Raw genomic sequence first — 12,765 nt, 5'->3', positions numbered from 1 at the left:
AAGAGGAATGAAGATTGAATCGCTTAATCAATATAGGGTTTGGCAATATAGTGAATTCTGAGAAGATTATTGCAATTATAAGTCCAGAAGCTGCTCCAATTAAGAGAATGGTGCAGAATGCAAAGGATAACGGCATGGCCATTGATGGTACTTGTGGAAGAAGAACAAGAGCTGTTATTGTAACGGATAGCGGGCATCTTGTACTATCTGCACTTTTACCTGAGACAATAGCGAACCGTTTCAATAAAGAAGGAATTGATGTTAAATTAGATAATTTAAAGGATGAAGAGAATGAGTAAAAAAGGAATATTAACCGTTGTTTCAGGGTTTTCAGGAGCTGGAAAAGGTACGGTTATGAAAGAACTGCTGAATCAATTTGATTATGGATTATCAATTTCTGCTACAACGAGAGCTCCAAGACAGGGAGAAATTGATGGAAAAGAGTATTTCTTTTTGACAAGAGATAAGTTTGAGAGTATGATAGAACAGAATCAACTATTCGAGTGGGCTGAATATGTGGGTAATTATTATGGAACGCCTAAGAAATATGTAGAGGAACAACTCGAATTAGGAAAGAATGTTATATTAGAAATCGAGATTCAAGGAGCGTTAAAAGTGAAGGAGCAATTTGAAGATGCTTTATTACTTTTTATCACGCCTCCAAATGCCGAAGAATTAAAGAAAAGACTAATTAACAGAGGAACTGAGACAATAGAGACAATTCAAAAAAGACTAATCCGTGCCTCGGAAGAAGCTGAATATATGAATTGTTATGATTATATTGTAGTAAATGATGATTTAAAGGCTTGTGTTGAACAAATTAATCAAATTATTATGAACGAGCATAGTAAGTCGTCAAAAAACAAAGAATTTATCAAAGAGATATCAAATGAGCTAGAGGCTTTTAAGAGAGGAGAATTTTAATATGTTACATCCATCGTATACAGATTTAATGGCAATAGTTAATAGTGAGGTAGAATCAGGTGAGCAACCTGTTGTTCAAAGTAGATATTCCATCGTACTTGCTACATCAAAAAGAGCAAGACAAATTATTGATGGTAGTGAACCACTTGTAAGAAGCAATTGTCCAAAACCTCTATCAATCGCAATCGAAGAACTTTATGAATCAAAAGTAAAAATCGTTAGTGATGAAGACATTAAGGAAGATTAATTAATAACACAGATTTCTAAGCTTATATGGTTAGTAAGCATTGAAAAGAATATAGCACTTTCGTTTCATTTATATATTGTAAGATATCTTAAGAGTATTAGAAATAATATAAGATAATTTGCTGTAATATGGATGTTTCGAAAGTGCTTTAGCATATGAATGAGTTAGGAGTATGCTTCTAAAGTCGTAAGAATCCTACGGAAGCAGGTAAGAATGATGAAACAGAATGAAGATATAAAAGAAGATAGTAAAGTTGAAGAAGTTGAACAAATAAACTATATGAAAGATATTATGCATATGGTTCTGTACTTCTTAGTGGTAATAGCTATATTTGGATTTATTAACATATTTGTTGGTGAACATGTTGAAGTGAATGGTTCATCAATGGAAAGTACGTTGCAAAATGAAAATCATTTAATACTTGAAAAAGTATCTTATCGTTTACATGAACCAGAACGTTTTGATGTCATTGTGTTTCGACCTTTCGAGAACAATAAGAAGTTGTATTTTATAAAAAGAATCATTGCACTTCCAGGAGAAACTGTTCAAATCAAAGGAAGTGATATTTATATAAATAATAAATTATTAAAAGAGAATTATGGTAAAGATCCGATAGAGGATGGAGGAATAGCGAAAGACCCAATAACGCTAGGTAAAGACGAATATTTTGTGTTAGGTGATAATCGAAATAATAGTAAAGATAGTAGATTCGCAGAAGTTGGTCTCGTTCAAAGGGATTCGATTATTGGCCGTACCTGGTTTAGAATATGGCCTCTTAACGAAATTGGAGTTCTAAAGCACCGCTAATCGGAGCGAGATAGGAGTTATATATGGATAATAAACAAAAAGATGATTTTATAGAATCAGAAATTGAAAATATAGGTAACAAAGAGAATGTTGAGTATGATGAAGTGGACACAAACCATCAAGATGAACCAATCCCAGATGATAAAAGTTCTGATACTAAAAAGGGTGGTATAAAAAGAACAATTATGGAGTTACTAATATATGCTGCGGTATTATTTGTTTGCGTATTTATTGTACCACGATATGTAATTCAAAGAACTGTTGTAGATGGACCATCAATGATGAATACTCTTCATAGTGGTGAGAACTTAATTGTTGATAAAGTTACATATCACATTTCAGATCCAAAACGTTTTGATATTATTATGTTTTATCCTTATGGAAGAGACCAAAAGGATTATTATGTTAAAAGAGTAATTGGTTTACCAGGAGAAACAATTCAGATCATCGGTAGTGATATTTATATCAACAATAAAAAGTTAGAAGAGCATTATGGTAAAGATCCTATCACTGAATCTGGTATTGCAGCAGAACCAATCAAATTAGGAAAAGATGAGTACTTCGTATTAGGCGATAATCGTAAGGTAAGTGAAGATAGTCGATATGAAGAAGTTGGCCCTGTAAAAAGAGACTTGATTGAAGGCAAATGCTTGATTCGAGTATGGCCACTTAATAAGTTTGGAACAGTGAAATAAATAATATATAATCAAAAAAGCTCTTTGCCAAGAGTTAGGATAGGATTCCTGTGGAAACCTTCTTATACTCTGCAAAGAGCTTTTTATTGATTAATTTATAATATTATCTATCATCTTTATCTACTAAGTTAATTAATTATTATTAATTATACCATCTTAGTTGTCCAAGCGGAACAATCCCATACTTTTGTTGCTAGCCCATCATAGAACTCAGGCTCATGGCAGATTAAGAGGATGCTACCTTTATATGCTTGTAATGCTCTCTTTAGTTCTGTTTTTGCGTCAACGTCTAAATGGTTTGTAGGTTCGTCTAATAATAAAACATTAGTTTCAGTATTAATTAATTTACATAAACGTACCTTGGCTTGTTCACCACCACTAAGTACTCGAACTAAGCTTTCAATATGTTTCGTTGTAAGGCCGCATTTCGCAAGAGCAGAACGAACTTCATATTGAGTAAGAGATGGAAACTCTTTCCAGATTTCTTCGATACAGGTGCTATTTTTGTCGCCAGTCATTTCTTGTTCAAAGTAACCTTTATATAAATAATCGCCTAATGTAACAGTTCCTGATATAGCAGGAATCATTCCTAAAATACTCTTTAATAGGGTTGTCTTACCAATACCATTTGCACCTGTAAGGACAACCTTATCACCACGTTCCATAGTTAGAGTAAGTGGTTTGGAAAGAGGTTCGTCATATCCAATGACAAGGTCTTTCGTCTCAAATATATACCTACCAGCAGCTCTTGCTTCTTTGAAGTTGAATTCTGGCTTTGGTTTTTCTTTGGCCAATTCAATAACATCCATTTTATCAAGCTTTTTCTGTCTTGACATTGCCATATTTCTTGTAGACACTCTGGCTTTATTTCTAGCAACAAAGTCTTGCAATTCATTGATTTCTTGCTGCTGTCTTTTGTAAGCTGATTCTAACTGAGACTTCTTCACTTCGTAAACTTCCATAAATTTATCATAATCGCCAACATAGCGATTTAACTCTTGATTTTCCATATGATAAATTAGATTAACAACGCTATTTAAGAAAGGAATATCATGTGAGATTAAGATAAATGCATTTTCGTACTCTTGCAAGTATCTTTTTAGCCACTCGATGTGATTTACATCTAAGTAGTTCGTAGGTTCATCTAACAATAAGATATCAGGCTTTTCAAGTAATAGCTTACCTAATAATACCTTAGTTCTTTGCCCACCACTAAGGTCTGTAACATCTTTATCAAGACCAATGTCATCCAAACCTAAAGCTCTTCCTATTTCCTCAACTTTAGAATCGATAATATAGAAATCATGAGAATCAAGTGTTTCTTGGATGCTTCCAAACTCCTCCATGATTGTGACAAGTTCTTCATCATTAGCCTCAGCCATTTGTGTACATAGATCATTCATTTTAGTCTCTAATTCAAAAAGATACGAGAACGCTGATTTTAGTACATCTCGAATTGTCATACCTTTGCTAAGAACAGAGTGTTGGTCTAGGTATCCAACCCTAACATTTTTAGACCACTCAACTTTCCCATCATCAGGCATTAATTTACCAGTTACTATATTAAGAAAGGTGGATTTTCCCTCTCCATTAGCTCCAATTAATCCAATGTGTTCGCCTTTTAATAGACGAAAAGAAACATTATTAAATATGGCTCTGTCTCCGAAACCATGACTTAAATTTACAACATTTAAAATACTCATCTTAACTCCTATCTGTTTCTAGTGAAACGGAATATACTAATAAAATTTAAACAGTCTGAGAATAATTTTACACTAAAAACTATTTTTTGCATAGAGTTTTCTTAAAAAGAATTACTTCGTATTTATTCCAATGATTGTCTGATAGATAAGTGCGATAAGTAATATATTAGAGATTTATTAGAAAATATTGATTACAAAGAATATTGACTTTCCTACGGTAAAGCGATAAAATATAGCTAGTATATGTAGGTAATATAAGGGAATAAGGAGAGAAGAGTATGAAGAAGGCTATTAAAGCGGTTGTAGAAGGTAATAATCTATCCATAGAAGAAGCAAAAAGAGCCATGAATCTAATGTTAAGTGGAGAAGCAACACAGGCACAGATTGGTGCATTTTTGACAGCTTTACGATTAAAAGGAGAAACACTGGATGAAATTGTTGGATGTGCTACCGTGTTACGAGACAAGGCAGAACATATATCTCCTAAAGTAGATAATTATATAGATATCGTTGGAACAGGAGGGGACTGCACTTACTCCTTTAATATATCAACGACATCATCCTTTGTAGTAGCTGGTGCAGGGTTAGTTGTTGCGAAACATGGCAACCGTTCGGTTTCAAGCAAGAGTGGAGCTGCTGATGTTCTTGAAGAGCTTGGAGTTAACATCATGCTTGAGCCTAAGAAGGTGGAACAATCGGTTGAAGAAATAGGGATTGGTTTTATGTTTGCTCAGACATTTAACAAATCGATGAAGTATGTAGGGCAAGCAAGAAGTGAGATGGGAATACGATCCATTTTTAATATTTTAGGACCTTTGTCGAATCCATCTGGTGCGAAGCATCAAGTCATTGGAGTATTTAATCCAGATTTAACGGAAGTATTTGCACAGGCTATGAGAATTATGGGGATTGAGAGTGCGCTAGTTGTGAATGCAAAGGATGGAATGGATGAAATCTCGAATGCTTCTGATACGGTAGTTTCTGAGATTAAAGACGGAAAGGTTATCAATTATGTGATAACACCTGAGCAGTTTGGATTTAAAAGAACTATTCTAGATTGCCTTACTGGAGGAGATGCGAAAGCGAATGCTAATATTACTCTAGATATTTTGTCTGGAACCAAGGGGTATCGAAGAGATATTGTGTTATTTAATGCAGGAGCAACACTTTATGCAGGGCATAAAGCTATGTCCATAGAAGAAGGTATTATGATGGCAGAGGAGTCCATTGACTCTGGTAAAGCAATGGATAAATTAATTAAGCTAATTGAATTTAGTAGAGGATAGTTATTGTTGTCATAATATAGTTAGAATGTTTAAAATTTTAAGTGTGTTAATAATTCATATAAATCTAAAATCCCCCTTTCTTTATATAAACAATATCTCATTTTATAGTCATCCTTTAGGTGACGGTATAAATGTAATATTGATTATATATAGAAAAGGGGAAATTTACTTATTCAAACTTTGCGGTTAAAAAGCTACATTATACTTGATCAATCCAGACGAATACACTCAGTAAACTACAATAAGGATTTTGACTACAACATTAATACATAGGACTATAATGAATTCGTACTTTTATATCTTGATTGTAGTTACCAAAGTTACGCCCGTATATGGTTAAACCACCTACATGTTCAGCGTCTTCAGGTACGGATAATTTTAATTTCATAGAACTTCTATAATCGAGATTCAGTTCGTTCAGTGAAACATTTGATATCTTTATTCCGTCGATAAAGGTACCATCGGTAGTGATTACGATTAGTTTAAGAAGGCCATATTGATTCCAATCTGGATACCACCAGTCAGGAGTGAAGATTCCTCTAACATCACCAAAATCCCCCGGGCTAGTCCATGATCCTAAAAATATATCATTTAAATAGAAATGTATATCAGATGGCCAAAAATTATTTACCCCTGGAGCTTCTGAGGCCAACTCAGCAGAAATTGTGATTTGATCTATTTTCTGTGAAGGAGGTAGAAAGTTAGGAATCATATATTCTATATAGCCTTTTGTAAACCATAAAATATCACTATTGATTCTATCAGGATGTGCAAAATATCTAGCATCATCAACTTCTCCGATTAAAGCAGTTGAAGTGGCTAGACCACATGTAGGAAATACTTTAAAGTCGGAATAATGACCTATCTTTATCTCGGTATCATAAATATTCTTGGATTCTTCCTCATGATTTAACTCAACTAATATTTTATCTAGGTTAACCATACATTTTTTCTGATTACCATGTCCAGAAGATTCGCTTACGATAGTAACAATTCCACAATCTTCTAACTTTTTAATATGACTAGTTAATGCACCATTAGTAATGTTAAGGCTGGTAGCAAGTTCGTTCATATTCATGCCTTTATTTATTAATAGTAATTTTATAATTTCAATACGTATTTCTGAACCTAGGGCTTTGAAAATTTCTAAGCCATCATCTAAGGTTTTTATGTGCAACATATATAGCACCGTCCTTTTTGTATTTTATAGGTCTGCTAGTTAGCTACAGACAGGTAGACAATTGTTAATTTAACTTTACTTTGTTTGCAGATATTATTGCATAAATTAACCAAAATATCTCAACTTATCTAATTATAAAACAATAAATTTAATAAATCAAGCAATTGAGAAGTATGAATCTTAAATATTTAACGTTTTAATAGAAAAATAGCCAATGGATTAATGAAATATATTAAAAACATAAAAAAATATTTAGAAAATACCTTAAAAATAGAAAAAATTCACAAGACTATTAGGCTAAATTTATAAATATATAAAATAGTTTAGACAATAAACTAATGACTAACGTAAAAAGAATATCTACAATTTAGCAATTGCAGATATTCTTTCTAATACTATATTTATATTATTTTTATCCTAGATTCTCCATTCTTGTGGTACTTCGAATAAGATTTCTAATGATTTTTTTGCTTCTGATATTTTATCAAAATTCCCCTTCTTTATACACCAAAGAACATCATTTCCATCGATGATGTAAGTAGAAGTTCTAAATAAATCCTCAGGTGGATTAGTATTCTTAATTTGTCCCATTTCTTGAGCTTTTTCAATAATCATACAGAAAATATTAAAAGTAGCCTCACGAAAATCGTATGTACCTACATCTTCCGTAATGTTTGTTTTTAATAATTGCCCATTTAAATCAGGACCGAATTCCATGGAACGTTTAATGATTGATTCAAAGCATTTCCATAAGATAAGCCAATAGTTATCACTGGTTATATATCCTGCAACTATGGAATCAATCCAATGATCTAATTCATCATAGTACTGAGCAATAATAGATTCCTTAGATTTAATATGATAATAAAAAGTACTTTTAGTAATCTGACATTCTTTACATATATGATGGATAGTAACATTATCATATCCGTTTTCTTTAAAAAGTCGTAATGCTGTATCTGCTATTTTTGACTTTGTTAATTCACCTGCTGAAGCCATACAATATACCTCCGTGTTCTGCTATATCTATTGTATCACAAAAAGGCAGTAAGATGAATTGTAAAATATGTCATTTAATTGTGCGAATAATATATAACTTGCACAAAATAACTGAATTATTAGAAATATAAGTAATTTACGTAGCAGTTATCAGTTTATATTAATGGTTAAGGTGTCAAATTTCCATGCCAAGTTTTTGGTGTTACTTCCAATATGTATAGGGTATCGAAATGCGAATTTGCATAGAACTGTATAAAGTTACCACTATGCTATGATAAAGTGGTGTTTTATAATGAAAGTAATATAAGTAACTATTAAGATGAAGCGTATAGTATATGAAGTATTCTTATTTATTAATAAGAGATATTGAATATTTTGAATATAAAACTAGTTAAATAAATAAGTAATTAAGATATCAATCGATATAACTAAAATTATGTTGACAAAAAAGAAAATACATTGTAGTATTAAATGCAATAAAACATATCTAAATACTAGGTTATATTTTTACGCAAAAGAAATTGCAGATTGGAGCTAGTATGATAAAAATTAAAAATCTAACAAAAACTTATCAAAATAAAAAAACAAAAACTACGGTTTTAAATAATATCAATTTGGAAATAGAAGATGGTGATATCTTTGGAATAATTGGGATGAGTGGAGCTGGTAAAAGTACATTAATTCGATGTATGAATCTATTGGAAAAGCCAACAAGTGGATCAGTTCATATAGATGGAATCAATATAACAAATCTTGATCGAAAGAGTCTTAGTAAAGTTCGAAAAAATATTGGAATGATATTTCAAGGATTTAATTTATTGATGCAAAAAACAGTTGAGAAGAATATTGCATTTGGACTTGAAATAATACGAATCAAAGATTTTGTGCCAGAAAATATGAAAATAAATGAATATAAATCACTTTCGTATCTTGAAAAGAGAAAGGTGAAAAAAGTAGAAACCAAGCGTAAGGTAAGTGAATTACTTAAAATCATCGATTTAGAAGATAAAGCAAAAGCATATCCATCCATGTTAAGTGGAGGGCAAAGACAAAGGGTAGCTATAGCTAGGGCCTTAGCCACTAATCCTTCTGTTCTTTTGTGTGATGAAGCTACTTCAGCTCTAGACAGTATGACAACCAAGTCAATATTAACATTACTTAAGAAAATTAATGAAGAAACAAAAGTTACAATCGTTATTATTACTCATGAGATGAATGTAGTTAAAGAAATATGTAATAAAGTGGCTGTTATTGATCAATCTGAGATTATTGAGCAAGGTAGTGCCCCTGATGTCTTTAAAAATCATCAATCAGAAATAACCAGACAATTAATTGGAGGTGAGTTATAATGGATAATTTTATGAAGCTAATCAATGGATTATCAAATACCCTCAATGATATTATGACTAATTATAGCGACATGCTAGTTCAGGGCATGCTAGATACATTATATATGACCTTGGTTGCAACAATCATTGCCTATCTGTTTGGCTTACCAATAGGAATCTTAGCAGAAGTTACAAGTAAGGATGGAATTCATCCAATGCCAGTGATAAATAAAGTGTTAGGCTTCATTATTAATGTAGGAAGGTCAATACCGTTTATTATTCTATTAGTTGCTATTATGCCATTTACAAGAATGGTAATTGGTACAACAATTGGTCCTAAAGCTGCTACTGTACCATTAATTATAGGTGCAATACCATTTATCGCAAGATTAGTTGAAAATTCTTTAAAAGAACTGGATAAAGGGGTTATAGAAGCAGCAAGATCAATGGGAGCAAGTGATATGCAGATTGTATTCAAGGTAATGTTAGTAGAAGCTTTACCATCTATAATCCTAGGGGTATCACTATCGAGTATCACATTAGTTGGTTATACAGCTATGGCGGGTACGGTAGGTGGTCGTGGACTAGGAGATATTGCAATTCGTTATGGATATTATAGATACCAGCCAGATGTGATGATAATCACCATTATACTACTAGTGATATTAGTCCAAATTATACAAAGTATTGGGCAGTTGATATCCAAGAAGATTGATAAGAAAAATACATAATCTAAGAAGAAAATGTAAATATATGTACTATAAAATTGAATTATTAATTAAAAGATTAGGGAAATTATCATTCGGATTTTTATTTAGTAATCAAGTGAAAAGCAAATTATAACTATGATTACTAAATGATCATAAAAATAATAAATAAAAGGAGAGATTCATTATGAAAAAAGGGAAGTCATTCGGAGCATTAGCCCTAGTATTAATTCTTACAGGAGCGTTGTTAACAGCTTGCAGTAACAAATCAGATAAAGATGATGCAAATCAAAAAAATACACAAACTACAACTGATAAATCAGATAACAAAGGATTAGAAGAAATCGTAGTAGGTGCATCAATTGAGCCTCATGCTACAATTTTGAATTCAGATGCAGTTAAAGATTCTCTAAAAGCAGATGGTTTTAAGATTAAGGTCGTAGAATATACAGATTACATTCAACCAAATACTTCTACGGAAGATGGAAGTTTAGATGCGAATTATTTTCAACATACTCCATATTTAAATGATTTCAATCAAAAGAATGGAACACATTTAAAATCAGTTGCTAGCATTCATTTTGAGCCTCTAGGAATCTATCCTGGTAAAACAGCATCAATTGCAGATTTAAAAGATGGTGCTCAGATTGCAGTTCCAAATGATACAACAAATGAGGCAAGAGCTTTATTATTATTACAAGACGCAGGATTAATTAAGTTAAAAGATGGAGTAGGACTTGATGCAACTATAAATGATATAAAAGAAAATAAAAAGAATCTTAAGATAGTTGAAGTTGAAGCTGCTCAGACTGTAAAAGTGATCAAAGATGTTGATCTATCCGTTGTAAATGGAAATTATGCTTTAGCAGAAGGATTATCTGCTAGTAAAGATGGTTTATTAGTAGAAGATGCTACATCAGAGGGTGCTAAGACCTATGCAAATATCCTTGTAGTAAAAGAAGGAAATGAAGATTCGGCAAAAACTAAAGCCTTAATCAAAGCATTAACATCAGATGCAACGAAAAAATTTATTGAAGAGAAATACCAAGGTGCAGTTGTACCAGTATTCTAATATTGGGATAAGATTCAAGTGTTAAAAGGATTTAATTTACGGAACAGATATCGTTGTTTAATTCTATAATAATCATAAAAGGAAATGTGAAAGATAAGATTTCACATTTCCTTTTTATGATTATAGTTGAGTAGAGAGGTATCAACATGGATTAAAGTTTAAAATAAAGAATATCACCCGGGACAACCACTATTCTTCTAAATTGCTTTACAAAAGAGTAAAATTGCCTATAATTAATTATAGAAAAAGTAAACTATTATTATGGAAAAGTTGGAAATAATAGAGAATATGAGAAATAAAGTTGGAGGGATATTATGAAGTTATCCAAGTTAATCGAAAAATTAGAATATACAGTAATCCAAGGTGATATTGATACCCATATTACAGAACTTATTTATGATTCAAGAAAAGTTGTAAAAGATTCTGTTTTTGTTTGTATCAGTGGGTCAGTTCGTGATGCACATGATTTTGTAAATGAAGTTGTAGAAAAAGGTGCGAAAGTATTAGTTGTCGAAAAGATGGTTGAAGTGCCAGATGACGTAGTCGTATTAAAAGTGGAAGATACGAGATTAGCTCTTGCACTATTATCAGCAGCATATTTTGATTATCCTGCAAGTAAATTAAAGACAATTGGAGTAACAGGTACAAAAGGAAAGACAACTACAACTTATATGGTAAGATCAATTCTTGAAAGTGCTGGAATTAAAACAGGTTTAATTGGAACGATAGAAGCAATTATTGGAGAAGAAATAATTCCTGCTAGTAATACAACACCGGAATCTTATACCTTACAATCCTACTTTGCAAAAATGGTAGAAGCAGGATGTGAAGCAGTTGTTATGGAAGTATCATCACAAGGACTTATGCTTCATCGTGTAGCTGGTTTTGTATTTGACTATGGTATCTTTACTAATATCGAACCAGATCACATTGGACCGAATGAGCATAAAGATTTTGAAGACTACATGAGTTGTAAAGGTTTATTATTCAAACAATGTAAGGTTGGTATTGTAAATATTGATGATGAACATACGCTTGATGTAATTAAAGGTCATACATGTAAGATTGAGACCTTTGGATTCAGTGATAAAGCGGATATTAGAGCGACAGATGTACAACTTCTTAGAAAACCAGGTTATCTAGGTGTTCACTATACGGTGAAAGGGTTACTCGATTTTGATGTAAATATTGATATTCCAGGTAAATTTAGTGTTTATAATTCATTAACAACTCTTGCAATCTGTAGACATTTTAATGTTGATGAAGAGGTTATCAAAAAAGCGTTAGATACCGTTCAGGTTAAAGGACGTGTTGAGATTATTCCAATCTCAGATAAATTCACATTAATGATTGATTACGCACATAATGCTATGAGTCTTAAGAGTTTACTGACTACATTAAGAGAATACAATCCAAAGAGATTAGTATGTCTCTTCGGATGTGGTGGTAACCGTTCAAAATTAAGAAGATATGAGATGGGTGAGATATCAGGACAATATGCGGATCTAACAGTAGCAACCAGTGATAACCCAAGAGATGAAGAACCACAGGATATTCTAAATGATATAAAAATAGGCTTAGCTAAGACAGAGGGTAAATATGTAGAGATTATTGATCGTAAAGAGGCTATTAAATATTGTATTGATCATGCCGAAGAGGGTGATGTAATCATTTTAGCAGGTAAAGGTCACGAAGATTATCAAGAAATAAAAGGTAAGAAATATAAAATGGATGAAAGAGATCTTATTCAAGATATCTTAGCTGGGAAGTAGTCTTATATCTTATATATAGAGCGACTTTAGGTCGGATGCGTGTAA

General features: G+C 32.0%; 13 protein-coding genes. 10 read left to right on the top strand and 3 right to left on the bottom strand.

Annotated features, from left to right (window positions below):
- The first annotated feature begins 14 nt into the window (after window positions 1–14).
- The 5 genes from bsdtb5_RS14535 to lepB (bsdtb5_RS14515) all read left to right on the top strand — a co-directional run bounded on the left by bsdtb5_RS14535 (window position 15) and on the right by lepB (bsdtb5_RS14515) (window position 2,673).
- Window positions 15–299 (top strand): DUF370 domain-containing protein, encoded by a 285-nt coding sequence (locus bsdtb5_RS14535; RefSeq protein WP_271712699.1) that lies wholly within the window; start codon window positions 15–17, stop codon window positions 297–299.
- Window positions 292–924: a guanylate kinase gene (gene gmk / locus bsdtb5_RS14530; protein WP_271712698.1), complete on the top strand. Its 633-nt coding sequence runs from the start codon at window positions 292–294 to the stop codon at window positions 922–924. Before bsdtb5_RS14535 ends, gmk begins: the two co-directional genes overlap by 8 nt.
- A 1-nt stretch (window position 925) precedes the next feature.
- On the top strand, window positions 926–1,171 hold the full coding sequence (gene rpoZ, locus bsdtb5_RS14525) for a DNA-directed RNA polymerase subunit omega (RefSeq protein ID WP_271712697.1): 246 nt from the start codon (window positions 926–928) through the stop codon (window positions 1,169–1,171).
- A 213-nt stretch (window positions 1,172–1,384) separates the two neighbouring features.
- Entirely contained in the window at window positions 1,385–1,978 is a 594-nt protein-coding gene (gene lepB, locus bsdtb5_RS14520; protein WP_271712696.1) for a signal peptidase I, read from the top strand.
- Between the two features lie 23 nt (window positions 1,979–2,001).
- Window positions 2,002–2,673: a signal peptidase I gene (gene lepB / locus bsdtb5_RS14515; RefSeq protein ID WP_271712695.1), complete on the top strand. Its 672-nt coding sequence runs from the start codon at window positions 2,002–2,004 to the stop codon at window positions 2,671–2,673.
- Window positions 2,674–2,819: 146 nt separating this feature from the next.
- On the opposite strand, the gene bsdtb5_RS14510 is transcribed toward lepB (bsdtb5_RS14515), so the two are convergent.
- On the bottom strand, window positions 2,820–4,376 hold the full coding sequence (locus bsdtb5_RS14510; protein ID WP_271712694.1) for an ABC-F family ATP-binding cassette domain-containing protein: 1,557 nt from the start codon (window positions 4,374–4,376) through the stop codon (window positions 2,820–2,822).
- A gap of 278 nt (window positions 4,377–4,654) precedes the next feature.
- Here bsdtb5_RS14510 and trpD point away from each other — a divergent pair, with 278 nt between their 5' ends.
- Entirely contained in the window at window positions 4,655–5,662 is a 1,008-nt protein-coding gene (gene trpD, locus bsdtb5_RS14505) for an anthranilate phosphoribosyltransferase (protein WP_271712693.1), read from the top strand.
- 262 nt (window positions 5,663–5,924) lie between these two features.
- Here the strand turns inward: trpD and bsdtb5_RS14500 are convergent, their stop codons facing one another.
- Both bsdtb5_RS14500 and bsdtb5_RS14495 read right to left on the bottom strand, forming a co-directional pair.
- On the bottom strand, window positions 5,925–6,842 hold the full coding sequence (locus bsdtb5_RS14500; protein WP_271712692.1) for an ArsR/SmtB family transcription factor: 918 nt from the start codon (window positions 6,840–6,842) through the stop codon (window positions 5,925–5,927).
- A gap of 417 nt (window positions 6,843–7,259) precedes the next feature.
- Complete coding sequence (locus bsdtb5_RS14495; RefSeq protein WP_271712691.1) at window positions 7,260–7,841, bottom strand: TetR/AcrR family transcriptional regulator; 582 nt, start codon at window positions 7,839–7,841, stop codon at window positions 7,260–7,262.
- Between the two features lie 539 nt (window positions 7,842–8,380).
- On the opposite strand from bsdtb5_RS14495, the gene bsdtb5_RS14490 reads away from it, so the two are divergent.
- The 4 genes from bsdtb5_RS14490 (at window position 8,381) to bsdtb5_RS14475 (ending at window position 12,720) form a co-directional block, all read left to right on the top strand.
- Window positions 8,381–9,190 carry a methionine ABC transporter ATP-binding protein gene (locus bsdtb5_RS14490; RefSeq protein ID WP_271712690.1) on the top strand — a complete coding sequence of 270 codons (810 nt, stop codon included), beginning with the start codon at window positions 8,381–8,383 and terminating at the stop codon, window positions 9,188–9,190.
- 53 nt (window positions 9,191–9,243) lie between these two features.
- Window positions 9,244–9,900 carry a methionine ABC transporter permease gene (locus tag bsdtb5_RS14485; protein WP_271716117.1) on the top strand — a complete coding sequence of 219 codons (657 nt, stop codon included), beginning with the start codon at window positions 9,244–9,246 and terminating at the stop codon, window positions 9,898–9,900.
- Window positions 9,901–10,063: 163 nt separating this feature from the next.
- Window positions 10,064–10,948 (top strand): MetQ/NlpA family ABC transporter substrate-binding protein, encoded by an 885-nt coding sequence (locus tag bsdtb5_RS14480; RefSeq protein WP_271712689.1) that lies wholly within the window; start codon window positions 10,064–10,066, stop codon window positions 10,946–10,948.
- 314 nt (window positions 10,949–11,262) lie between these two features.
- Complete coding sequence (locus tag bsdtb5_RS14475; RefSeq protein WP_271712688.1) at window positions 11,263–12,720, top strand: UDP-N-acetylmuramoyl-L-alanyl-D-glutamate--2,6-diaminopimelate ligase; 1,458 nt, start codon at window positions 11,263–11,265, stop codon at window positions 12,718–12,720.
- The last annotated feature ends 45 nt before the right edge of the window (window positions 12,721–12,765 follow it).

The sequence above is a fragment of the Anaeromicropila herbilytica genome, assembly GCF_016591975.1.
Lineage (GTDB): Bacteria > Bacillota > Clostridia > Lachnospirales > Lachnospiraceae > Anaeromicropila > Anaeromicropila herbilytica.
Note: the sequence above shows the minus strand (reverse complement) of the source record. Positions and strands in the feature narration are given on the sequence as shown.